This window comes from Desulfonatronospira sp. MSAO_Bac3 (assembly GCF_003838035.1).
Classification (GTDB): Bacteria; Desulfobacterota; Desulfovibrionia; order Desulfovibrionales; family Desulfonatronovibrionaceae; genus Desulfonatronospira; species Desulfonatronospira thiodismutans.
Genome location: NZ_QYZY01000350.1, coordinates 1 through 22983, shown reverse-complemented (window position 1 = coordinate 22983; position 22983 = coordinate 1). Strand labels below are relative to the sequence as shown.

Here is a 22983-nt window from a genome sequence, read left to right as displayed (position 1 = left end):
AGATCCTATTATGCTATGTTTTATGCATTGCAGGTTCTTATAACACAAAACAAGGTCAAGTTGTCAAAGCATAGTGGAGTTATATCTTATTTTGATCGCGAATATGTCAAGACAGGAATAAAAAAAGGCTTCTGTAAGAACCGGCCAGACAGAAATCAGGGGGCCCTTAACCTCTTTTAGAATGTCCAGGCAGTTGTGGTGACAGGCATCGGAACGATCAAAAAAGGCCACCAGCGGTCCAGTATCCATCAGAATCATTGGTTTCTCCCAAAGCGCCTGCGCATAATTTCCTCTCCCCGGGTAGAAAGATCGCCTTGCCCGCTGGCTGCAGATCCGGCCAGATCTTTGATCAGTTCGTAGGGGCTTTGCTCGATTTCTTTGAGAGTTCTTTCACAGTATTCTTGAAGCGACCTGCGAACTACTTCGGTCCTGGTAACACGCAGAGCTTCAGCTGTCTTTTGCAGTTTGTGCCTGGTGTTTTCGTCCAGCCGAACGCTTAACGTCATGGTATTAATCCCTCCCGCTGGCGAAATGTCTATTCTGCAATACGTGTTGTATTGCAGGGGTTGGAGTATGTCAAGGCGCTATCAGACTTACCATTGAAACCCTGTCATAAAAAAGGAAATCTTGAGTTATGGCGGGGGTGCAGCGTTTGGCACTGGAACTGTTCCAGCTTTTTTGCTTGTGACTTGATGCCGATTATCGGCGTAAGCACAGAAAAAGGATTGTGCAAAACACAAGGGAAAATTGCAGATATACCTCTGCAAAGCCAGCTTTTCTGGTATATGCTCAGGCCTGGTTTTCCGGGGGCAATGGAAAATATAGATAAAAGGCCGCGCCTTTGTCCGGGAGGTTTTCGCCTTCTATCCAACCATCATGTTCCTCCATGATTTTTTTGCACAGGGGCAGGCCCAGGCCGGTGCCCAGAGAGTGGTCCTTGGTGGTGGTGAAGGGCTCAAAGAGTACTGCCAGGACCTGCTCAGGCAGGCCGGGGCCGGTATCGGTCAGGCTTATTTTCACCAGGTCCTGACCATTTTGTGCCCTGGAGCTGCCGGCGGTGATGTGGATTTGACCTCCCTGAGGCATGGCGTGCATGGAATTGCTGATGAGGTTGTCCAGGATCAGATGGATTTTTTTCCGGTCCATGAGAATCCGGGGCAGGTCTGGTGCAATATCAAAAAGGACTTCAATATGTTGTCCGGTGATCTGGTCCCGGTGTTCTTCCAGATATTCCTGGAGGACCTCCCGGGGATTGTGCAGTTCAAAGTCCGTGCAGCACCTGTCCTGGGAAAAGACCACTATATCGTTCAGGATCTCTTCCAGACGGCGCATTTCCTTTAGTATAATTCCGGCGTACTCACGTTCTTTGTCCTTCTGGGCGGTCTTTTCCAGCCGCCTGGCAAATCCGCCCATGGCGGTCAGGGGATTGCGGATGGCGTGGGTGATGTTGGCGGTAAGCCTGCCCAGGGCAGCCAGTTTTTCATTGTGCACCAGGCGTTCCTGGGTGTTTTCCAGGTCCTGTCTGACCCTGGCGATCTCCTCCTCCAGGGTCCTGTTCCAGTTCTGCAGTTTGGACCGGGAATCGTGAAGTTCCTGCATTATGCTGTCAAATCCGGCACCCAGCCTGCCCAGTTCGTCCCGGCCGTGATCTCCGGGCTGGGTTCCTGTTGCTTCCTGAAAGTCCTTCAGCAGACCACGCAGGCTGGTTATCACTATGCGGTTGAAAAGTATCCCCATGGCTGCAAATATCAGGGACAGGGCTACAAAGACCACCACAAAAACTGAAACCGCCCTCTCCTTTACCTGGGAAAGGGCTTCCTGCACCGGCATGTCAATGGAAACTACACCGGCAATCTCCCCTGGACTCCGACCGAAGCCATGTTCTGAGCCGTACATTTCCAGTAGTTCTCTGGGAGCATCCTCAGGCCGACCATGGCAATGCAGACATTCGCTCTCAAATACAACCGGCTTGAAACGCTGAAAATGGGCGTATCCGTCATGATCAACAATGCCCTGCCACTCTTCTGCCTCAGGGTTTTTACGGAAATAGTCGATCATGTCCTGTTCAATAATATTGGCTTCGTACTCGGGGTTGCGGGCATTCAAGGCCACCCTGCGGTAGCGCACCCCCGGCAGTTCCGGGGCGAATCTGTCCATAACCGCACGGCCCACGTAGGAGGTGGACATGGCCTCGCGTACGAAATGATCCTCCCCCATGAGTTCATACATTCTGGGCCGCAGTTCTTCACGGACATACTTCCTGCTGGCTTCCACCCCGGCCATGACCAGTTCGGACCTGGCCAGGGCCTGGGCCTCGAGTTCCTTTTTTTGATGGTAATAAATGGCAATGGCCGCCACGAGGCAGCACATGAGCATGATTACAGCCGAGCCCAGCATAAACTTGTTCTGCAAGCTCCAGTTGGCGGGGTTCAGTCTGCTGAGCCGGGGTTGCTGCTTCACAGCAGAGTTCTGGTTATTGCTGGTGTGTTCCATGGATATGAAATAAGCCTTCATCTTGAAAGTCGTTTGAAAAGATTGTTATATGTATAGGCTCATGCTGCTTCAGGGTAAAGCACAAATTTAAAGGTAACCGTTCAGGGGGTGCCAGCAATCGCCACCGAGAATAGACTTCAGGCGTTACTCCCCAACCGTGAGCAACGAAGTTGCCCGTGCCAAAAAAATCTTCTTAGGCACGGGAAGCCTTCAGGCTACACACGGGTGCTCCGCACACACGGTTTTGAAGAATAAAGATTCCCAGCAAGGCTTTACCCGCCTGGCAGACAGGCAAATTGGCATACCTCCTCCTTGAAGGGTTACATTTAAAGGAAGTGATGCCGGCTTTTCCTTGGGTTTCCCGGGGCCTGCGCTTTGGAAGATTGTCAGCGGGACACATTGATTGTCTGTCTGTTGAGAGCTTGCCAACCGCCGTATTTGGCAGATATAATAAAATAGTGGCGTATCGCGTAAGGCATGGTTCAGACTTCATAAAGTACAGGAGAATAAATGACTTTGAATATAATTCGGACCGGCCTGGGAAAATGTTATGATGTTTACGGCAGGGAAATACCCTGCCATGGCACCGGACAGGACGCGGCCTTTAGACTCGGGGTTGCGTGGCCATCTTCCAGGTTTGTTTCATTAAGCAAGAACCGTGTACGCGATGAACTGACCAACCTTGAATGGACCCTCAAGGCCAATTTTTTTGATTTTCCCCTGACCTGGCAGCAGGCCCTGGATGAAGTAAAGGAGATGAACAGGGAGGGCTTTGACGGATACAATGACTGGAGACTACCCAACAGAAGAGAGATACGTTCCGTTATTTCCCACGGACAAAGAAAGCCGGCCCTTCCGGCAGGCCATCCTTTTACTGATGTATTCCTGGGGTGGTACTGGACTTCCACCTCTTCGGCCCTGGCCCCGGCATATGCCTGGTATGTGCATCTGGAAGGGGCAAGGATGTTTTACGGTGGCAAAGAGCAGCGCTACCTGGCCTGGCCGGTGCGGGGCAACTCCCGGCACATTCCCTGCACCGGGCAGACAGAGTGCTTTAACACCCGGGGAGAGGTGATAGAATGCGCCGGGACCGGGCAGGACCCGGATATATCAGCCGGGCAGCCCTGGCCTGTGCCGCGCTTCAGCAGGCAGGGCCGGGAGATAACGGATCACCTGACGGGATTGATCTGGCTTGATCCGGGAGAATCTGCAGGCAGGGCCGTAAGCTGGCAACAGGCTCTGGATACTGTACAACAATTAAAAGGGGACAGTGAGTGGCGGCTGCCCAATATCAACGAACTGGAATCCCTGGTGGATGCCTCCGCCCATTCACCGGCCCTGCCTGAGGAACATCCGTTTACGGATCTGCTGGACGGGTACTGGTCTTCAACCACCAGTTTTTTTGAGCCGGACTGGGCTTACGCCTTATACCTGAAGAAAGGGGCTGTGGGGGTGGGCTTCAAGCCTGACTCCGGGTTTTATGTCTGGCCGGTGCGCAGCCTGGACAGGGGGTAGGGTTTTCAGGGTCTGCGCCTGCAGAAATGCCGCAGGCGCAGGTTTTATTTTTAATGATCGCAGGCGTTTTGACCGGTGACCAGGTTTCCATCCAGCCAGGATTTGACGATTTCTTCAGCAGTACCTTCCGGTGCACCGGTGATAATCCTGATTCCTTTTTCCCTGAGCAGATCCTGGGCTCTTGAGCCCATCCCCCCGGCAATTACCAGGCCTGCTTCCTTCTCGGCCAGCCAATTGGGCAGAACCCCGGGTTCGTGGGGCGGCGGGGTGAGCTGCTCCTGGTGCAGGATGGTTTTATCTTCGGTATTTACGCTAAACAGGGCGAAAAGTTCGCAATGACCGAAGTGCTGGCACAGTCTGCCCTGGGCCAGGGGGATGGCAATTTTTACGGCCCCGTTTTGAGGCCTGACTGAATCCGGTGTGTTTGGAGGTGATGCCTGTAGGTTGGACAGTTGGTCCTGGAAAAAATCTTTTTGTCCCTGCAGTTGTTTTATGGGTTCCAGGATTTTTTGCAGGGCGGACAGGGCCGGACTTTCGGCCTGCCTGGCAATAAAGGGCATGCCTTCATCGGCAGCCTTGACCATGTCCGGATCCAAAGGGATGCCGCCCAGAAAGGGCACCTGCATCTCCTGAGCCAGCTTCTGGCCTCCTCCACTGGAAAAAATGTGAGCTTCTTCCCCGCATCTGGGGCAGACAAAACCGCTCATGTTTTCCACTATGCCCAGGACCTGGTTGCCGGTGTGGCGGCAGAAATTCACTGAACGGCGTACATCGTCAACAGCCACGTCCTGGGGGCTGGTGACTATCAGGGCGTGGGCCTCGTGACCAAGAAGCTGAACCACGGACAGGGGCTCGTCCCCGGTGCCCGGGGGGCAGTCAACAATGAGGTAATCCAGGTCTCCCCAGTCCACGTCTTCTAAGAATTGCCTGATCAGCCCCATCTTTACCGGACCTCTCCAGATGACCGAATCTTCCTTGCTTTGCAGCAGAAAGCCCAGGGACATGACCAAAAGTTGACCGTTCCACATTGCCGGGACAAGTTTTTGGTCCCTGGTTACCGGACGGGAGTCTTCCAGGCCGAAAAGTCTGGGAATGCTCGGGCCGTGAACATCCACGTCCACAAGGCCAACCCTGCAGCCGGACAGGGAAAGTTCTGCTGCCACATTGGCAGCTACGCTGCTTTTGCCCACTCCCCCTTTGCCGGACAGGACCACCACCTTGTGTTTTATCCGGCTGAGGCTGTGGGCAAGCTTCCGGTCCTTTTCCTGTTCCTTTGACCTGCTCTGACAGTCTGATGCAGTGCTGCAGCTGCCGCATGCCTTATCACTCATTTTTGTTTCTCCCTGGGTTGTTTTTATGCTTTAAAATTTTTGCTGCCGATTTCCAGATGTCCTGCATGGGCCGGGTCCATTTTTCAGGATGGTACTCCACAATGCTCTGGCCCTGAATCTGGGCTCTGGTGAAATCCTGATCATAGGGTAGCTTTACAGGGACGCCCAGGCCGTATTCCAGGCAGAATCTTTCAATTTCCACGGTAATGTCCGGGTTGAGGTCAGCCTTGTTGATTACTGCCAGACAGGGGATTTTGAAATGTCTGGTAAGGTCGAACACCCGGCGCAAATCAGCAAAGGCGCTTCTGGTGGGCTCAGTAACCAGCAGGGCCATGTCCGCATTGGTCAGGGACGCTATCACCGGGCAGCCCACCCCGGGAGCGCCATCGCCAAGCACGTTTTCCGCGGCTTCTTCCTGTGCCGTCTGGTGCGACTTTTTTCGGACAATGGATACCAGTTTGCCGGAGTTTTCCTGTCCAATGCCCAGGCTGGCATGGATCATGGGGCCGAATCTCGTGCTGGAACTGAACCACTGGCCGCAATGCCTGTCATGCATGCTTACCGCGGATTCAGGGCAGACGTGGAGACAAAGGGCGCATCCCTCACAATGTTCCTGCATGACCCGGTAATCTTCCGAAATGGCCTGAAATCGGCAGTATGCGCGGCACAGACCGCAACCTGTGCACAGGTCCGGGACTATTTGAGCCTGCTGTCCGTTGATGAACTCGTGGGCCTCAAGTATTTCCGGGGCCATAATCAGATGCAGATCGCTTGCATCCACGTCACAGTCCCCAAGTACCTGCCGGGTACCTGTTGCTGCCAGCCCGGACACCAGGCTGGTTTTTCCGGTGCCGCCCTTGCCGCTTATGACTACGATTTCCTGCATGATGCTTATTTGCCCCCGGCCTGCATTTCTTTTTGCAAGTTTTCCCACATATTCCTGTATATTTCTTTGAATTCAGGCATGGCCTCCAGAAGGGGCTCTGCCCTGGAGCAGGCCGCTGCAGCCTGTCTGCTGTAGGGGAGTCTGGCCAGTAGCGGGAGCCTTTCATGCCGTATATATTTTTCCATTTGATCATCTCCCATGCCGTCCCTGTTGATCACTGTGCCCAATGCAAGGCCCAGCTTGCGTACAAGCTCCACTGCGATTTTGAAGTCGTGCAGCCCGAAAGGGGTGGGTTCTCCCACCAGGATGACATAATCTACGTCGCGAAGGGTTTCCATTACCGGGCATGAAGTTCCCGGGGGTGCGTCTGCAATGACAATCCCCTGGCCTGGAGTGCTTTTTAGTACACGCCTGATAAGCGGGGGCGCCATGGCTTCCCCGATGCGCAGCAAGCCGCCGCAGACCTCCACGCCGCGGCCTTTGCCGTGGCGCACCAGACCTATTTCCCTGGTGCTTTCATCTACGGCCTGCACAGGGCATAAAAAAAAGCAGAGACCGCAGGCGTGGCAGAGTTCCGGGAAGACCATGACCTTGTCCGCTATCCAGATGAGGGAATTGAAGCGGCATTCGTTGACACATTGCAGACACGATTCTCCCAGACATTTTGTGTTGTCTATTTCAGGGACCGCAACGGTCTGTCTGTTCTCCCGGGACCAGGCAGCATCCAGGAAGAAATGGGCATTGGGTTCTTCCACATCGCAGTCGGCAAGGCAGACCTTTTGCCCTTCCTTTTGCAGGTAAAGGGCCAGATTCACCGCCACGGTGGTCTTCCCTGTACCTCCTTTTCCGCTGATTATGGCCAGGCGCATCAGATCATTGCCTCCCGCTTTTTACCAGTGTCCGGACCTGTCAGCTTCTTCAGCCTGTTCCAGGCGACCCTTCTTGTAAGCCTGGATGGCCTCTTCAACGGTATTTTCTTTGCACAGATAAACCGCTATGCCTCCTGCCTGGAGGGCGGAAAAGGCCTTGGGTCCGCAATGCCCGGTGATTACCGCTTCGGCTTTGCCCCGGGATACGGCCTGAGCGGCCTGGATGCCCGCTCCCTGGGCAGCGTTTAGACTGGGCTCATTGTTCAGGATTGCAAAGCTATCGTTTTCTGTGTCGTATAAAATAAAATGAGCAGCCCTGCCGAAACGTGGATCAAGCGGGGATTTCAACTCCTGTCCCTGTGAGGATACAGCAATAATCATCAGTTTTTCCTTGTTTTTCAGCTTTGCTCGAATATGGAGGGAGGGATATAGTCGTGGGTGCCTTCCACCACTTCCACCCCGGCCTTTTGCCTGATGGCTTCTATTAGATCATCCTTTCTTTTGCAGTATTTCATGATGCAGGTACTGACGTGGATTGTGTCCACTTTTTCATTCAGGGCCTTGAGGTGCATGTTCAAAAGGGCCATGCTGCAGACCACACGGTTTTTGTTGCCTTCGCATCCCCCGCAGTCAACAATGCCCACCAGGGAAACGTCCTGGTTTTCATATCTTTTGAACTCGCCCTCTTTCCTGCCCAGGGCCACGAAACATTTGGCATCTCCAGGGCACAGGTTGCTGCCTCTGATCATGCTGCAGGCGATAAGAGCTATTTTTTTCATACCGGCTTCCTCCTGGTTGTTTGTGCTTCAGTCAGGCAATCCAGTGCCGGGCAGTTTGGCAGGTTTTCCCCTGAAATACCCGGCAACGGCTCTTTGCTGTTTTTTTTATCTTTCAAAACTTCCTGGGCATCTACCCTGTCCCCGGCCCCGGCCCCGGCATCTTCCGGTTCTCTGTCCGCCTCTCAAGCAAAGCCTTTGTCCGTCTTGAGCTAATGTGGTCACAGCTGGCTTTTCAGGGGCAGGGGATTCTCCGGCAACGTCTGCTCTTATTCTGCCCCGGCAACGCCCCAGTCCTTTTCCTGTTCCCGGACCATGTCCCATGGGTCCTGTTCCATTAAGTCCCGGCATCTTGCACACCTCCTTTTCTGGTAGACCAAAAATTACCCCCTGCTCATGGCCGCCCCGCAACTGGGGCATGTCTGTTCATAGCAGGGGTGGCCCTTTACGTGTTCCACCTTGTGTCCGCATTGAGGGCAGGCACAAAATCCGCTGGTGTTCATGCCTCCGCCCTGTCCACGGCCTGGACCGGTTTTTCCGGCACATCCACCAGGCTGTCCTGCACCTTGACCTGATTTTCCTCTGCCCGGCATATGGGCCTCCTTTTTTTTGAAAGAACATTTTTCAGGATTGAAAAAGCATTTGCGCCGCCCGGGCATGTCAAAGCGTTCCTCATTCAGTCTGTCATCCATCAGTGCCTGTATGACTTCGTTAACCCGCCCGGATACAAAAGGCACAACTGTAATTCCGCTGGCGGCGATAAGATGGCAAAGGGACTTAGAGATGGCTCCGCAAACCAGCATGTCTATTTTCAGCCCGGCCAGTCTGAGTATTTTGGCTGAAGAGTCGTTTTCGTCCAGGTATTCAGACCATCTGTTGCTGACTGCGCCGGATTCAATATCCACCACCACAATAGTGTTGGAAACATCAAAAACCGGGGCCACCCGGTCCTGCCATGTGCTTACAGCCGCTTTCATGTCCAGGGAGTTGCATTTAATATGCCGACTGGATTTTATGGTGCTGAGCTATTTAACATATTGAAATAAATTTGTTTTTTAAATAAAGGCAGGTTGATCTGCAAAATGTATGGTCGCATCAGTGCGCCTGTCGGGCGGTATCATAGTAGCTTTTTTGCTACTGTAGGTGTGGTTTCCAGGGTGTGCGGGAGAAGGTCATGGAGTGTGGATGTTCAGTTTTTTCAGCTTGCGGTGCAGGGTGCTCTTGTGCATGCCCAGAAGCCTGGCGGCTCTGGTTTTGTTGTTGCCGGTCTGTTCCAGGGCCTTTTCAATACTCCTGGCCTCCAGGATGTGTTTTGTGGTCTGAAAGTCCGCAGGTATTTCAGTATCCTTGAGTGTCAGTTCCGCGGGCAGGTGTTCAATGCCGATTTTGCCCCGGGAACACAGCACAAAGGCCCTTTCGATGATGTTTTCCAGTTCCCGTATATTTCCCGGCCAGTCGTATGCCATGCAAAGAGAAACGGCCTCGGGTGTAAGGCCCTGGACCTCTTTTCTCTGGAGGCGGTTGAACCTGTCTACAAAATGCTGGGCCAGGTGGGGGATATCTTCTTTTCTGTGTCTCAAGGGAGGCAGTTCTATACGCACGATATTTATGCGGTAGTACAGGTCCTGGCGGAAGAGTTTCTGCCGCACCATTTCTTCCAGGTCCCTGTTGGTGGCGGTTATGATCCTAGCGTTGGTTTTTTCCGGTCTGGAGGAGCCAAGGGGGTCATAGGCCTTTTCCTGGAGTACTCGCAGCAGGCGGATCTGGAGAGCCTGGCTGACCTCTCCGATTTCGTCCAGAAACAGGGTCCCGTTTCCGGCCTGGGCGAAGCGGCCGGGCCTGTCCCGTTCTGCACCAGTAAAAGCTCCGGCCTTGTATCCGAAGAGCTCGGACTCCAGAAGGGTGTCAGGCAGTGCACCGCAGTTTACGGGCACAAAAGGAGCGTCCTTTTTGGACCCTAAGGAATGAATGGTTTTTGCTGCCAGTTCTTTTCCAGTGCCGGTCTCCCCCAGGATGAGCACCGTGCTGGAGCTTGCGGCCACCGCCGGGATGATCTGCAGTACCTTCTGCATGGCCGGGCTGTGGCTTACGAGATTGCCGGTGGACAGACCACCCTTGAGTTCCAGACGTAATCTCTCCACTTCGCTCAGGTCGCGAAAGGTCTCGGCTCCTCCCACCAGTTCGCCCCTGGAGTTGCGAAGCATGGCAGTGGATACGCTTATGGGGATGCGTCCACCCTGGGAGTCTATGATATAGCAGGCTTTGCCGATGACTGGTTTTCCTGACTCAAGGGTATATCCCAGAGCGCACTGGGACTGGCACATGCTGGATCTGAGCACTTCCCAGCAGGGCCGGCCCAGGGCCTGGTCTCTGGAAATGCCGGTAATCTGCTCCGCGGCCCGGTTGAAGGAGGTGATCATCCACTCCCGGTTTACTGTAAAGACGCCGTCGGATATGCTTTCAAGTATGGCCTTGGTAAAGCCTTCCCAGGGTTCATCTTTTGTTGTTTTGCCGCTCATATGTTCTGATATAACGAATTCAGGGGATGGGGCAAGTCTTTGCAGGCAGCTTGAAAGTAAGTCTTTATTGTTTTGCTGATTTTTACTGTTGAACTCCCTGGGCACCGGTGTTATTGTGTCGGTTCTTATTTGATAATAATACTCTGAAATTCTTTACAGTCTGCTTCAGGCGGCCGTCAGGCCTTAAAAGGGAACTCCGGTGCAAGTCCGGGGCGGTCCCGCCGCTGTGAGCCCTGTAAATCTTTTTGTCGTATCTGGGTCACTAACCCCGCACTTACTTTTTTCAAAAAAGTAAGAGAAACTTATTTTTTGACCTCCGTGAGGCAGGTTATAAAATTTTATAAGTTTCGCTGTAGTGCTACTTTTTTGAAAAAAGTAAGTGCGGGGTTGGGAAGGCCGACAAAGGAAGGGGCGAGCCAGAAGACCTGCCTGAAGTCTTATCCATCAACTTTTTCCCCTGCGAGGACAGCGGGTAAAGATCCACGGGCTCCGGTGCTTTTATCCGGCGGAGCAATATATCATGCAGGATTTAGACTATAGTGCCTGGGACATGCTCAAGGGATATGAGCCCTTCAGCCTCTGCGACTGGCCGGGACGGATAAGCGCGGTTCTTTTTTTCGGGGGCTGCAATCTGCGCTGTCCCACCTGCCACAATGCTTCTTTTGCCTGGCACCCGGAAAGTTTTCCGGTCCTGGACTGCCTGGGAGTGCTGGAGCAGGTGCAGCGCAACCGCAACTGGCTGGAAGGGCTGGTGCTGACCGGCGGTGAAGTCACCATTCTGCCAGGTTTTGATTCTTTGCTGCATGATCTGTCCAGCCTGAACATTCCCATTAAACTGGACACCAACGGACTCAGCCCGGATTGTGTAAAACTAGCTCTTGAGCATAGCTCAATAAAAATGATAGCAGTGGATATCAAGGGGCCGTGGCATATGTATCCGGGGCTTACCGGTGATCGGGCCGCTCCCGGGCAGGCCAGGGATTGTCTGGGGCAGATTCTGGAGCTTGCTGCAGATAGCCCGGAGAGGTTCATGTTCAGGATCACCCGGGTGCCTGGTTTAAGTGATCCGGACATTGAAAACGTAAAAGCCTGGCTGCCGCCCGGGTTCGAGCTCAAAGTTCAGGATTACCGGCCGTCCAGAATAACAGCAAACCAGTAAAAAGGACACTAATATGCCCAAACAGATCAAGAAAAGAGACGGTTGTATGGAATCCTGGTCCACGGACCGGATTGCCCATGCCATTTTAAAGGCCCTCAAGGCCAGCGGAATCAAGGACCCTTTGCTGGCTTCCAGGCTGGCCCGCAAGGTGGAGGGCAAGCTGCACGAGGATATTCCGGAGCAGGAGACCGTCCAGGACATGGTGGAAATGGTGCTTATGGAGTCCAGGCTTTATGACGCGGCCAAGAAGTACATCATCTACCGCGAGAAGAGAAGGGAACTGCGCTGCCAGGATCAGGCCTATCTGAATATCGGGGAGATCATTGATTCCTACGTGTACAAGTCCGACTGGAGGGTCAATGAAAACGCCAATATGACCCATTCTTTCCAGGGACTCATGCTGCATCTCTCAGGTTCGGTCCAGGCCCGCTACGCCCTGGAAAAGTATCCGGAAGAAGTGCGCATGGCCCATGAGCATGCCTATTTTCACATCCACGACCTGTCCTTTGGACTGGCCGGGTACTGCGCAGGATGGAGCCTGCGCGATCTCTTGCTGGAGGGCTTCAACTTAGAGGGCAAGTGCTCCTCAGGGCCGGCCAAGCATTTTGATTCCGCACTGGGGCAGATGGTAAATTTTCTGGGGACTCTGCAGAACGAATGGGCCGGGGCCCAGGCCTTCAATAACGTGGATACCTATCTGGCCCCCTTTATCCGTCATGACGGCCTGAATTACCACGAGGTAAAACAGGCCATGCAGAAATTTGTTTTCAACCTGAATACCACATCCAGGTGGGGCGGTCAGAGTCCTTTTACCAACCTGACCTTTGACCTGGTCCCGCCAAAGCACATTGCAGGAGAAGGAGCCATCATCGGGGGCAGGATAACCGATGATGCCTACGGGGACTTTGAGCCGGAAATGGAAATGATCAACCGGGCCTTTCTGGAGGTCATGCTTGAAGGTGATTATCACGACCGCATTTTTTCTTTTCCCATACCCACGTACAATGTCACTTCCGATTTTCCCTGGGACAGCAGTGTGGGCAGGCTTCTTCTGGAGCTAACAGCCAAGTACGGGGCTCCCTATTTTCAAAACTTTATAAATTCCGATCTAAGCCCGGAAGATGTGCGCTCCATGTGCTGCCGTCTGCAGATGGACCTGCGCGAGTTAAAAAAACGCACCGGCGGGCTTTTCGGGGCCGGGGATCTTACCGGATCCATAGGGGTGGTCACCCTGAACCTGCCCAAGCTGGCCTTTCTGGCCCAGGGGGAGGAGGACTTCCTGGACATCATTACTGAATATGCCGGGCTGGCCCGAGATTCCTTAGAATTCAAAAGAAAGCTCATCCAGGATAATATGGAGCGAGGTCTTTTTCCTTTTTCCAGAAGGTACCTTAAAAACGGCCTGACCAACCACTTCAGCACCATCGGCCTTATCGGCGGACACGAGGCCTGCATCAATCTTTTGGGCAAGGGTATAGAAAGTGATGCCGGCACCAGGCTGATGCAGAGAGTGCTCAATCACCTTCGGGACCTGACCAGGGATTATCAGGAAAAAACCGGAAATCTGTACAATCTGGAGGCCACTCCGGCCGAGGGTACCAGCTACCGTCTGGCCAAGACCGACAAGACATTGTACGGACAGATTTACGCCTCGGGCAACGGCACACCGTACTATACCAACTCCACAACCCTGCCGGTGGGAGCCACCCGGGACGTATTCAGGGCTTTGGAGCACCAGGACGGCCTGCAGCCCCTTTATACCGGGGGCACAGTTTTTCATACCTTTCTGGGGGAGGCGGTCTCAGATCTGGATGCCCTGAAAAATTTCATTGTCAAGGCCATGACCATGACTAAAGTTCCATACATATCCATCACCCCGACTTTTTCAGTATGCAAAGACCACGGATACCTCCCGGGCGAGCATGAGCTGTGCCCGCACTGCAGCCGGGAAGCAGAAGTCTATACCAGGGTAGTGGGCTATTACCGCCCGGTAAAGCTGTGGAACAGGGGCAAACAGTCCGAGTACCAGGACAGGGAGGTTTACCAGGTAGAGGCGGTTTAGTCTTGGCTGTTAAAGCCGGGTGGCTGCAAAATTTTAAACTGTTACATATTCCTCAGGAGGAACTGTTATGGCCCATAATCATAGTGAATTAACCGAGATGCTGGGAGACGAAGCGGAATTTCTGCTGAACCATCAATGCCGGACCATTGCCAGGGATCAGCTCTGCCTGCCCGGGGTGGACTTTGTGGATAAAGTGTATGCCCTCTCCGACAGGAATAACCGGGTGCTGGTTAACCTGGAGCGCCTTTTCAGCCATGGGCGTCTGGGTGGCACAGGATATATGTCCATCCTGCCCGTGGATCAGGGGGTGGAACATTCCGGCGGGGCATCCTTTGCCAAAAACCCTGCATATTTTGATCCGGAAAATATTGTAAAGCTGGCCATGGAAGGCGGATGCAACGCCGTGGTCTCCACCTTCGGGGTGCTGGGGGCGGTGGCGCGCAAGTATGCCCACAAAATACCCTTTGTGGTCAAGATCAACCACAACGAGCTGCTAACCTATCCCAACACCTTTGATCAGATCATGTTCGGAACCATTGACCAGGCCAGCGACATGGGGGCCGCCGCGGTGGGGGCGACCATATATTTCGGGGCGGACAATTCGGACCGCCAGATCGTGGAAGTAGCCAGGGCCTTTGCCTATGCTCATGAGCTGGGTATGGCCACGATTCTTTGGTGCTATATGCGAAACAGTGCCTTCAAGACAGGAGGCGTGGACTATCACGTGGCAGCAGATCTCACCGGGCAGGCCAATCACCTGGGAGTCACCCTGCAGGCGGACATAATCAAGCAGAAGCTGCCTGAGGTGAATGGCGGCTACAAGGCCCTGAATACCGGGGATTCTTCTTATGGCAAGCTGGATGAACGTATTTACAGTGACCTGACCACGGATCACCCCATAGACCTGACCCGTTACCAGGTGGCCAACTGCTACATGGGCCGGGCCGGGCTGATTAATTCCGGAGGGGCCTCCGGCAAAAACGACTACGGCGAAGCTGTACGCACAGCGGTTATAAACAAGCGGGCCGGAGGAATGGGGCTCATCAGCGGTCGGAAAGCCTTTCAAAGGCCCATGGATGAAGGGGCAAAACTCTTAAATCTCATCCAGGACGTCTATCTGGACGATAAGATAACTGTAGCCTGATGGGCCTGCCACATGGCTTTTTGCAGGCCATCAGGCTGCACTGAGACGAATAAAAAAGGGGGCGATAACCTTTCGTCCCCTTTTGAAGTGGATATTTTTCCGGCCAGTTATAAAGACTAATGTTCTTGCAGCTGGATGCGCCCTGTTTAGCTGGTTTTCAGCCTTTAACTGCCCACGCTCTGTTCGGGCTGGGTGACTATCATGCGGCATTCCCCCTTGAAGACGTTTTTCTTGAGCAGCATGTCTTTGCACGGGGAGAGGTTTTCTTCATTGAGCAAAGCATAGAAATCGTTTTCATAGGTGACCTTGCCAAAGTCAACCGTGGTGATAAATTTGAGTCTGGGTTTGACGAATTCCATGAATTTGGACCTGTTTTTGAACATGGTCTGAAAGAATATGACCTCTCCGTCGGGCTTGACCCACTTTTTGGCCCTGTCCAGGACTGCTTTCTGATCTTCCATGAGCATGAAGCTCATCCCGAAAAAAACATAGTCAAAGTATCCCTCATGGGGGGGATCGTACGTGGTTACGGACTGGTGCAGGACCTGGACCTGGTCCTGAAGGTCGTATGCGTTAATGAGTTTTCTGCAGTGCTCCAGGTAGTACTTATTAATGTCCAGGCCGGTTATTTGCAGGTTTTTCTTTTTGATGAGTTCGTGATTTTTTTTGAGCATCACCCCGTTGCCTATGCCCACATCCAGAATGACCGAGTTGTCTGGATAGTAATTCATGCAGTTTTTGTAGCATAGTCTGGTGACGTCGCTGATTATGAGGTTGTAGAGGTTGTTTACCATGGTTTGCTCCGTAATTGTTTGGAAAAAATAGCTTTTGCTTATGTTCCGGGCGGTTACGTAATTGACCGGTAAAATCTAACAAAAAAAAACCGTCTTGGCAAACAGGCTTCACTGATGCACCTGCAAAAAGTCTTTTTCCTGCACTTGCTTCACGGTGCCAGTCAATTCAACTCAATTACTGAATAATTCCAGTCAGGTGCAGGACAGAGTGCCGCGCGCCAGTCACTTGCAGGGATTATTTTGAGGCTGCAGCCTGTTTTTGACTTTTTAAACAGTATTTCCAAAGCGGGTCTGACTTTTTATCCTTGTCAGGGTCTGTTCCAGGCTATTAAATCTTTACATCTCGGGGCTGATGAGGCAAAGTTACTCTTTTACCCCGTATCTGCATGCCTTTTTTTACGCCCCTCAAGGGTGCTTTTCAGGCGAGGATTCGGGATTTTTTGGTTTTTTGAGGCCTGCTATATAATTCTCCAGGAAGATAGGGATATGAAAAAGGATTTTTTAAGCATCCGGGACCTGACACGGGAAGAGGCGCATGAACTGGTAGAAAGAGCTCACTGGATGAAGGCCGAGGATTTCCGTTCCAACCTGCTGGAAGGCAAGACAGTGATCCTCATATTTGAAAAGGCCTCCACCCGGACCAAGGTCTCCTTTGAGGTGAGCATCAATCACCTGGGGGGGCATCATGTATTCATGACCCCGGCAGAGTCACAGCTTGGCCGGAGCGAACCCCTGCGGGACACGGCCAGGGTGCTCTCCAGGTATGCCCAGGGCATGGTTGTGCGCACATTCGGCCAGGACAAGCTGGTTGAACTGGCCAGGCACGGCAGCGTACCGGTTATTAATGCCTTATCTGACGATTTTCATCCCTGTCAGGTCATGAGCGACCTGTTGACCATTTTTGAGCGGACTCCGGAGTTTGAAGCCCTGAATATCGCCTGGGTGGGAGACGGCAACAACATGTCCCATTCCTGGATAAATGCAGCGGTCCATTTTCCTTTCCGGCTGAACATTGCGGTTCCCCGGGGTTTTGAGCCCAGGGCGGATATTCTGCAGGAGGCAAAGGACCTGGGGGCGAATATTAATTTTACCCATGATCCCCTGGAGGCGGTCCGGGAGGCGCATTATATCAATACCGATGTCTGGGCTTCCATGGGCCAGGAAGAAGAAAAGAAATCCCGGGCCGATGCCTTTGCAGGTTTTCGCGTAGACGACAGAATCCTGGAAGCAGCCCATCCCGAGGCCAGGGTGCTGCATTGCCTGCCTGCCCACAGGGGAGAGGAGATTACAGATGCGGTCATGGAAGGGGAGCGCTCCATTGTCTGGGACCAGGCGGAAAACAGGCTGCATATGCAAAAGGCTATCCTGGAGTGGATATATGGGTAGGGATTTTGGGATTTTGGGATTGAAGGATTCTAGATCGGGGATAAATTACATTCTTAAAATACAAAGCAACGGGGAATTTCATGAGCGGGATTGACAAGGTAGTCCTGGCCTATTCCGGGGGGCTGGACACCTCGGTTATACTAAAATGGATCCAGAAGACGTATGACTGCGAAGTAATTGCTTTTACCGCCGACCTGGGCCAGGAGGAAGAACTGGATGGTCTGGAAAAGAAGGCGTTGTCCACGGGTGCCTCCAAGGCCTATATCGAAGACCTGCAGCAGGAGTTTGTAACAGATTTCATCCAGCCCATGTTCAGGGCGGCTGCTGTTTACGAGGGCAGATACCTGCTGGGCACTTCCATTGCAAGGCCTCTAATCGCCAAGCGCATGGCGGAAATAGCCCTTGCTGAAGGCGCCCAGGCCGTGGCCCACGGGGCCACGGGAAAAGGTAATGACCAGGTGCGCTTCGAACTCTCCACCATGGCTCTGGCACCGTCTCTGCGTATAATAGCCCCCTGGAGGGAGTGGGATCTGCATTCCAGGACCGAACTTCTGGAGTTCGCCAGACAAAACAATATACCTGTGCCTGTAAGCCAGGAGAAAATGTACAGTTGCGACCGTAATCTCCTGCACCTTTCCTTTGAGGGCTCGGAACTGGAAGACCCCTGGCTGGAACCCGAAAAGGGAAGCTATCACCTGGCTGTGCCCCCAGAACAGGCACCGGATGAGCCCGAGGTTATTACCCTGGGGTTTGAAAAAGGTAATCCGGTGAGCATCAACGGTGCAGAAATGGACCCGGTGCAGCTTTTCAAGAGGCTCATTACCCTTGGGGGCAGACATGGCATCGGGCGTCTGGATATGGTGGAGAACCGTTTTATCGGTATGAAGTCCAGAGGTGTCTACGAAACTCCCGGGGGGACGATCCTTTATGCCGCCCACCGGGACCTGGAGGGCCTGTGCCTGGACAGGGAAAGCCTGCACGCACGCAATGAAATGGTTCCGGGTTATGCCCGCCTGGTATACAACGGTTTCTGGTTTTCTCCGGAGCGGGAGGCCATGCAGGCCATGATGGACAAAATCCAGGAAAACGTCACCGGAGAAGTTCGCCTCAAGCTCTACAAGGGCGGAATATACCCCTTAGGCAGACGCTCGTCCTTGTCCCTGTACAACCCTGAACTGGCCACCTTTGAGGCGGACCAGGTGTACAACCAGCAGGACGCGGCCGGTTTTATCCGCCTGCAGGGTTTAAGGCTTATGTCCGTTAATAAAGTCAGGAAATGAAAAGGGCCGCTTATTCTGCAATACCGGCAAGGGCACAGCTTATATCGCGTGCTGTAAAAACAGGACAATGAAAGGACAAGAAAAACAAAAGCTTTGGGGGGGAAGGTTCACCTCTGCTACCTCCTCGCTGGTGGAAGATTTTACCCAGTCTCTGGATTTTGATCGCTTCCTGGCCCTGCATGACCTGGAGGGTTCCAGGGCCCATGCCCGCATGCTGGCCCATGCCGGGATAATCTCAGAAGATGAGCTGCAACAGATTCTTTCGGGTCTGGACCGCATTGAAAATGAGCTGGAGCAGGATGAATTCACCTGGGATCCCGGTCTGGAAGACGTGCACATGAATATTGAAAAGCGCCTGACAGACCTCATAGGCGCTCCGGGACAGAAGCTGCATACCGGGCGCAGCCGCAACGACCAGGTGGCCCTGGATTTCAGGCTCTATACTGCAGCTGCCCTGCAGGAATGGCAGCAGGTCTTAAAAGAGCTTATCCAGGCCCTCACCCGGCAGGCACAAGCCCACAGGGACACCCTGATTCCGGGTTATACTCACCTGCAGCCGGCCCAGCCGGTATGTCTGGCCCAGCACCTGCTGGCCTATGCCCGGATGTTCATGAGAGACCACGAGCGAATAGAAGATGCCCTGCCCCGGGTAAAAGTCTCTCCTCTCGGGGCTGCAGCCCTGGCCGGGACAACCTATCCTTTGCAGCCGGAGCAGGTGGCCGAACATGTGGGCTTTGAATATGTATTTAAAAACAGCATGGATGCGGTCAGTGACAGGGATTTTGTGCTGGAGGGGCTTTTTATTGCTTCCATGATAATGATGCATTTAAGCCGTCTCGGAGAGGAAATTATCCTCTGGTCAAACCCGGGTTTCGGATTTATAATACTTCCGGACGCATATTCCACTGGTTCTTCCATAATGCCCCAGAAGAAGAACCCGGATGTGGCTGAGCTTGTCCGGGGCAAGACCGGCGGCGTTTATGGCCGCCTCATGGCCCTTCTGACCACCATGAAGGCCCTTCCCCTTACCTACAATCGCGACATGCAGGAGGACAAGGAGCCTTTTATCGAGGCCCACAGGAGTGTGAGCTCATCTCTGCGGGTCATGGCCGGGATGATTGCGCAAACGGAATTTGACCGGGAGAGGATGTTTGGGGCCTTAAAAGATGGCTACCTCAATGCCACCGAACTGGCGGATTACCTGGTTGCCAGGGGCATGCCCTTCAGGCAGGCGCATCATATTACAGGACGGCTGGTGGCCTTTGCAGAAGAAAAGGGCCTGGGACTTGAAGATATTGACCTGGATACTTTCCGTTCTTTCTCCGAAATTGTTGACAGCGATGTTTACCATGTCCTGGATTATCAGCAGGCTGTAAAACGCAGAGTGACTCCCGGAGGCACCGGGCCGGATTCGGTGGATGAGCAGATAAGGGATATCAAAGGGTGGATGGATAGAAAAAATGGCGGAAGCGTATAGGAGTCGAACCTACCGAACGGGGTTAACCGTTCCACTGGATTTGAAGTCCAGGCGCCACACCGGTGACGTAACGCTTCCGCAGACAGATAACTAACAATCATTACGGGATTAGGCAAGGGTTAAAAACTGGTCCTTTTTTCGGAGGGAATATATTGAACACTTTTTCCAAGAATCTGTTGCTCTGGGCGACCATATCAATTGTGTTGATCATGCTTTTCAACATGTTCAACCAGCCCCAGGAACAACAGGAAAAGTTAACATATACCGAGCTTCTGAACAAAATTGAGCAGGGCGAGGTCATGGCGGTCAAGATAAAGGGGCAGGAGGTCTCCGGGGTCACTTTCGACGAACAGAGATTTATATCCTTTCATCCAGAGGATCCCAATTTCGTGGACATGCTTCTAAGAAACAACGTCCAGGTGGAGGCCGAGCCTGAGGAAGAAAGGTCCATGCTCATGACCGTGTTTATTTCCTGGTTTCCCATCCTGCTGCTCATAGCGGTCTGGATCTTCTTCATGCGCCAGATGCAGGGTGGTGGAGGCAAGGCCATGTCCTTCGGCAAGTCCAAGGCCAAGCTGGTGGCCCAGGAAGACAGCAAGGTGACTTTTTCCGACGTGGCCGGGGTGGACGAGGCCAAGGACGAACTCACCGAGGTGGTGGACTTTCTAAGCGACCCCAAGAAATTCACCCGCCTGGGCGGGCGTATTCCCAAGGGAGTGCTCCTGGTGGGTTCCCCTGGGACTGGCAAAACCCTGCTGGCCAGAGCGGTGGCCGGTGAGGCCGGAGTTCCCTTCTTTTCCATTTCCGGTTCGGACTTTGTGGAAATGTTTGTGGGCGTGGGAGCCTCCAGGGTGCGGGATCTTTTTGTGCAGGGCAAGAAAAATGCCCCCTGCCTGATATTTATCGACGAAATTGATGCCGTTGGCCGCCAGAGAGGTGCCGGCCTTGGCGGTGGACACGACGAGCGCGAACAGACTCTGAACCAGCTTCTGGTCGAGATGGACGGCTTCGAGTCCAACGAAGGGGTTATACTAATCGCCGCCACCAACCGTCCGGACGTGCTGGATCCAGCGCTTCTAAGACCCGGGCGTTTCGACAGGCAGGTGGTGGTGCCCAATCCCGACCTGGCCGGGCGTAAGCATATTCTGGAAGTGCACAGCCGCAGAACTCCGCTGGCTACCGGAGTGGATATGGAAGTCATTGCCCGGGGAACCCCGGGATTTTCCGGGGCCGACCTGGAAAACTTAGTCAACGAGGCGGCTTTGCAGGCGGCAAAAAAGAGCAAGGAACAGGTGGGCATGGAGGATTTCGAGGAGGCCAAGGACAAGGTGCTCATGGGCAAGGAAAGAAGGAGCATAATCTTAAGCGATGAAGAGAAGAAGACCACGGCATATCATGAGGCCGGTCATACACTGGTGGCCAAGCTTCTGCCCGGGACCGACCCCATTCACAAGGTTTCCATTATTCCCAGGGGACGCGCACTGGGTGTGACCATGCAGCTTCCCGAGGATGAGCGGCACAACTACTCCAAGACCTACTTAGAAAACAACCTTTCTGTTCTTCTGGGAGGACGGGTGGCCGAGGAACTGGTCTTCAACCAGATGACCACCGGCGCGGGCAATGATATTGAGAGGGCCTCGAAGATGGCCAGGAAGATGGTCTGTGAGTGGGGCATGAGCGAGACCCTGGGGCCGCTTTCCTTCGGGGGCAAGGGAGACGAGGTTTTTCTGGGCCGGGAGTTTGTCCAGCACAAGGAATACAGCGAGGATACGGCCAAGCTCATCGATGCCGAGGTGAAAAGGATAGTCCAGGACGGATATGACCGGGCCAAGATGCTTCTCAAGGAAAATATGGACTCCCTGCACCGCATTTCAGAAGCTCTTCTGGACAGAGAAACCATTTCAGGTAAGGAAGTGGATAAACTCATGCAGGGCGAGGATCTGCCTCCCATAGAAGAGGAGCTCAAGAAGGATCAAAGCAAGTCCGGAGACAGTAAGGAGTCCGACGACGGTGGCGATAAAGGTGACAGTGAAAGGGACAGCGCCGCAGACCAGGATGAAGATTCAGGTTTCAAGATAGAGTCTTGAATGGCTTCTTCATCCGGCAAATCTTTATTTTCCGGATGCAGAAGCCTGATTGTCAACCATATTACATTCAGCCAGGGTGCTAAAACATGGTAAGATGGTCTGTAAGAGGGGGCGGGGTGATTGGCCCCGCCCCTTTTTTGATTGCAGGTGTGGTGAATATTACTCCGGATTCCTTTTACGATGGTGGAAGACATTATTCACTGGAGGCTGCTGCGCATCACGGACTGGAACTGCTCAGCCAGGGGGCGCATATCCTGGATCTGGGCGGAGAGAGCACCAGGCCCTTTTCCGAGCGGGTTGAGGCTGACACGGAAATGGACAGGGTCATGCCGGTCCTGCAGAAAATTTTAAAGGCCCGCCCTGAAGCCACCATTTCAGTTGATACCTACAAGGCAAGTGTCGCTGCCAGGTGTCTGGAGGCCGGGGCGTGTATCATAAACGATATTTCAGCCTGCCGTTTTGATCCACAGCTGCTGGACGTTCTGGTGCAATACAAGCCGGGCTATGTGTTGATGCATACCCTGGACCGTCCCGAGAGCATGCAGACAGATCCGCGGTACCGGGATGTAACCCGGGAAATTCTGTCCTTTTTTGAAACCCACCTTGCCAGGCTGGTGCAGGCCGGGATTCCTGAAAGCCACATCGTCCTTGACCCCGGGATCGGCTTTGGAAAGAACTTAGAGCACAACCTGGAAATAATGAGAAATATGGAATGCTTTCACATCCTGGGCCGCCCTCTGTATGTGGGTCTGTCCTATAAGTCCCTCTGGAGCGGCCTGCTGGAGGTGGAGCTTGAAGGTAGAGGGATGCCCACCCAGGTGGGGACGGCACTCATGGCCGCCAAGCAGGTAGGCATACACAGGGTGCATGATGTTTCGGATAGCGTAACCACTTTGAAAATCGTAGAAAATATATGCTCCTAGACCTGGGTGTTGTTCAGATCGGCTGGCGTGACTTGGTGGATATAGCGGTGGTGGCCTACATCGCTTACAGGGTAATGCTGTTTCTGAAAGGTACCAGGGCAGTTTCCGTGGTTTACGGTCTTCTTATTCTCATGGTCGTTTATTATGTGGCGGATGAGTTCGGGTTGTATACCCTGCACGGCATGCTGACCAATTTTCTGGGTTCCCTGTTTCTTGTGGTGATTATCCTTTTTCAGAGCGATATCCGCAAAGCTCTGGCGGAAATGGGTGCGGGCAGACTGT

Annotated in this window: 19 protein-coding genes, 1 tRNA gene, 1 pseudogene and 1 riboswitch; of the genes and pseudogenes, 10 read left to right on the top strand and 11 right to left on the bottom strand. The window is 53.4% G+C overall.

Annotated elements, in window-relative coordinates:
* Window positions 1-254 precede the first annotated feature (254 nt).
* Together D5S03_RS12515 and D5S03_RS12510 are read right to left on the bottom strand one after the other, a co-directional pair.
* On the bottom strand, window positions 255-506 hold the full coding sequence (locus D5S03_RS12515) for a ribbon-helix-helix protein, CopG family (protein WP_008868542.1): 252 nt from the start codon (window positions 504-506) through the stop codon (window positions 255-257).
* Window positions 507-789: 283 nt separating this feature from the next.
* Complete coding sequence (locus tag D5S03_RS12510) at window positions 790-2412, bottom strand: ATP-binding protein (protein ID WP_287044262.1); 1623 nt, start codon at window positions 2410-2412, stop codon at window positions 790-792.
* Between the two features lie 591 nt (window positions 2413-3003).
* On the opposite strand from D5S03_RS12510, the gene D5S03_RS12505 reads away from it, so the two are divergent.
* Entirely contained in the window at window positions 3004-4008 is a 1005-nt protein-coding gene (locus tag D5S03_RS12505; RefSeq protein ID WP_008868540.1) for an Lcl C-terminal domain-containing protein, read from the top strand.
* Between the two features lie 50 nt (window positions 4009-4058).
* Here the strand turns inward: D5S03_RS12505 and D5S03_RS12500 are convergent, their stop codons facing one another.
* From D5S03_RS12500 to D5S03_RS12470, 7 genes are all read right to left on the bottom strand, one after another.
* Window positions 4059-5339, bottom strand: coding sequence for an iron-sulfur cluster carrier protein MrpORP (locus tag D5S03_RS12500; protein WP_287044261.1), 1281 nt, complete (start codon window positions 5337-5339; stop codon window positions 4059-4061).
* The gene (locus D5S03_RS12495) at window positions 5332-6225 is read right to left on the bottom strand and encodes an ATP-binding protein (RefSeq protein ID WP_008868538.1); all 894 of its coding nucleotides are present in this window, start codon (window positions 6223-6225) and stop codon (window positions 5332-5334) included. Before D5S03_RS12495 ends, D5S03_RS12500 begins: the two co-directional genes overlap by 8 nt.
* A gap of 5 nt (window positions 6226-6230) precedes the next feature.
* Window positions 6231-7094: a P-loop NTPase gene (locus tag D5S03_RS12490; RefSeq protein ID WP_287044259.1), complete on the bottom strand. Its 864-nt coding sequence runs from the start codon at window positions 7092-7094 to the stop codon at window positions 6231-6233.
* 21 nt (window positions 7095-7115) lie between these two features.
* On the bottom strand, window positions 7116-7475 hold the full coding sequence (locus D5S03_RS12485) for a NifB/NifX family molybdenum-iron cluster-binding protein (RefSeq protein WP_008868536.1): 360 nt from the start codon (window positions 7473-7475) through the stop codon (window positions 7116-7118).
* A 17-nt stretch (window positions 7476-7492) separates the two neighbouring features.
* Entirely contained in the window at window positions 7493-7873 is a 381-nt protein-coding gene (locus tag D5S03_RS12480; RefSeq protein WP_008868535.1) for a CGGC domain-containing protein, read from the bottom strand.
* 380 nt (window positions 7874-8253) lie between these two features.
* Window positions 8254-8847: a NifB/NifX family molybdenum-iron cluster-binding protein gene (locus tag D5S03_RS12475; RefSeq protein ID WP_008868534.1), complete on the bottom strand. Its 594-nt coding sequence runs from the start codon at window positions 8845-8847 to the stop codon at window positions 8254-8256.
* A 195-nt stretch (window positions 8848-9042) separates the two neighbouring features.
* Window positions 9043-10389 carry a sigma-54 interaction domain-containing protein gene (locus D5S03_RS12470; RefSeq protein ID WP_287044257.1) on the bottom strand — a complete coding sequence of 449 codons (1347 nt, stop codon included), beginning with the start codon at window positions 10387-10389 and terminating at the stop codon, window positions 9043-9045.
* Window positions 10390-10539: 150 nt separating this feature from the next.
* Window positions 10540-10836, top strand: a riboswitch (cobalamin riboswitch).
* A 73-nt stretch (window positions 10837-10909) separates the two neighbouring features.
* Here D5S03_RS12470 and D5S03_RS12465 point away from each other — a divergent pair.
* From D5S03_RS12465 to D5S03_RS12455, 3 genes are all read left to right on the top strand, one after another.
* A complete protein-coding gene (locus D5S03_RS12465) occupies window positions 10910-11548 on the top strand; it encodes a radical SAM protein (RefSeq protein ID WP_008868532.1) in 639 nt (212 codons plus the stop codon).
* Window positions 11549-11561: 13 nt separating this feature from the next.
* The gene (locus D5S03_RS12460) at window positions 11562-13610 is read left to right on the top strand and encodes a ribonucleoside triphosphate reductase (protein ID WP_287044255.1); all 2049 of its coding nucleotides are present in this window, start codon (window positions 11562-11564) and stop codon (window positions 13608-13610) included.
* 67 nt (window positions 13611-13677) lie between these two features.
* Entirely contained in the window at window positions 13678-14754 is a 1077-nt protein-coding gene (locus D5S03_RS12455) for a class I fructose-bisphosphate aldolase (protein ID WP_008868530.1), read from the top strand.
* Between the two features lie 164 nt (window positions 14755-14918).
* Here D5S03_RS12455 and D5S03_RS12450 read toward each other — a convergent pair whose 3' ends face one another.
* Window positions 14919-15563: a class I SAM-dependent methyltransferase gene (locus D5S03_RS12450; RefSeq protein ID WP_279614611.1), complete on the bottom strand. Its 645-nt coding sequence runs from the start codon at window positions 15561-15563 to the stop codon at window positions 14919-14921.
* Between the two features lie 471 nt (window positions 15564-16034).
* On the opposite strand from D5S03_RS12450, the gene argF reads away from it, so the two are divergent.
* The 3 genes from argF to argH all read left to right on the top strand — a co-directional run bounded on the left by argF (window position 16035) and on the right by argH (window position 19691).
* Entirely contained in the window at window positions 16035-16934 is a 900-nt protein-coding gene (gene argF, locus D5S03_RS12445) for an ornithine carbamoyltransferase (protein WP_008868528.1), read from the top strand.
* Window positions 16935-17014: 80 nt separating this feature from the next.
* The gene (locus tag D5S03_RS12440) at window positions 17015-18214 is read left to right on the top strand and encodes an argininosuccinate synthase (protein WP_008868526.1); all 1200 of its coding nucleotides are present in this window, start codon (window positions 17015-17017) and stop codon (window positions 18212-18214) included.
* Window positions 18215-18281: 67 nt separating this feature from the next.
* Window positions 18282-19691 (top strand): argininosuccinate lyase, encoded by a 1410-nt coding sequence (gene argH, locus D5S03_RS12435; protein ID WP_008868525.1) that lies wholly within the window; start codon window positions 18282-18284, stop codon window positions 19689-19691.
* Here argH and D5S03_RS12430 read toward each other — a convergent pair.
* Window positions 19676-19769, bottom strand: a tRNA-Sec gene (locus tag D5S03_RS12430). The two genes, argH and D5S03_RS12430, sit on opposite strands and share 16 nt — an antisense overlap.
* A 74-nt stretch (window positions 19770-19843) precedes the next feature.
* On the opposite strand from D5S03_RS12430, the gene ftsH reads away from it, so the two are divergent.
* The 3 genes and pseudogenes from ftsH to D5S03_RS12415 all read left to right on the top strand — a co-directional run.
* Window positions 19844-21778 (top strand): ATP-dependent zinc metalloprotease FtsH, encoded by a 1935-nt coding sequence (ftsH, locus tag D5S03_RS12425; RefSeq protein WP_008868524.1) that lies wholly within the window; start codon window positions 19844-19846, stop codon window positions 21776-21778.
* Between the two features lie 86 nt (window positions 21779-21864).
* Complete coding sequence (folP, locus tag D5S03_RS12420) at window positions 21865-22701, top strand: dihydropteroate synthase (RefSeq protein WP_287044253.1); 837 nt, start codon at window positions 21865-21867, stop codon at window positions 22699-22701.
* Window positions 22692-22983: pseudogene (locus D5S03_RS12415) on the top strand (TIGR00159 family protein); the annotation flags it as partial. The gene folP and the pseudogene D5S03_RS12415, both read left to right, overlap by 10 nt.

Coding starts and splice junctions, on each gene's coding strand:
- D5S03_RS12515 (WP_008868542.1), bottom strand. CDS start 506: ATGACGTTAAGCGTTCGGCTGGACGAAAACACCAGGCACAAACTGCAA.
- D5S03_RS12505 (WP_008868540.1), top strand. CDS start 3,004: ATGACTTTGAATATAATTCGGACCGGCCTGGGAAAATGTTATGATGTT.
- D5S03_RS12500 (WP_287044261.1), bottom strand. CDS start 5,339: ATGAGTGATAAGGCATGCGGCAGCTGCAGCACTGCATCAGACTGTCAG.
- D5S03_RS12495 (WP_008868538.1), bottom strand. CDS start 6,225: ATGCAGGAAATCGTAGTCATAAGCGGCAAGGGCGGCACCGGAAAAACC.
- D5S03_RS12490 (WP_287044259.1), bottom strand. CDS start 7,094: ATGCGCCTGGCCATAATCAGCGGAAAAGGAGGTACAGGGAAGACCACC.
- D5S03_RS12485 (WP_008868536.1), bottom strand. CDS start 7,475: ATGATTATTGCTGTATCCTCACAGGGACAGGAGTTGAAATCCCCGCTT.
- D5S03_RS12480 (WP_008868535.1), bottom strand. CDS start 7,873: ATGAAAAAAATAGCTCTTATCGCCTGCAGCATGATCAGAGGCAGCAAC.
- D5S03_RS12475 (WP_008868534.1), bottom strand. CDS start 8,847: ATGAAAGCGGCTGTAAGCACATGGCAGGACCGGGTGGCCCCGGTTTTT.
- D5S03_RS12470 (WP_287044257.1), bottom strand. CDS start 10,389: ATGAGCGGCAAAACAACAAAAGATGAACCCTGGGAAGGCTTTACCAAG.
- D5S03_RS12465 (WP_008868532.1), top strand. CDS start 10,910: ATGCAGGATTTAGACTATAGTGCCTGGGACATGCTCAAGGGATATGAG.
- D5S03_RS12460 (WP_287044255.1), top strand. CDS start 11,562: ATGCCCAAACAGATCAAGAAAAGAGACGGTTGTATGGAATCCTGGTCC.
- D5S03_RS12455 (WP_008868530.1), top strand. CDS start 13,678: ATGGCCCATAATCATAGTGAATTAACCGAGATGCTGGGAGACGAAGCG.
- argF (WP_008868528.1), top strand. CDS start 16,035: ATGAAAAAGGATTTTTTAAGCATCCGGGACCTGACACGGGAAGAGGCG.
- D5S03_RS12440 (WP_008868526.1), top strand. CDS start 17,015: ATGAGCGGGATTGACAAGGTAGTCCTGGCCTATTCCGGGGGGCTGGAC.
- argH (WP_008868525.1), top strand. CDS start 18,282: ATGAAAGGACAAGAAAAACAAAAGCTTTGGGGGGGAAGGTTCACCTCT.
- folP (WP_287044253.1), top strand. CDS start 21,865: ATGGTAAGATGGTCTGTAAGAGGGGGCGGGGTGATTGGCCCCGCCCCT.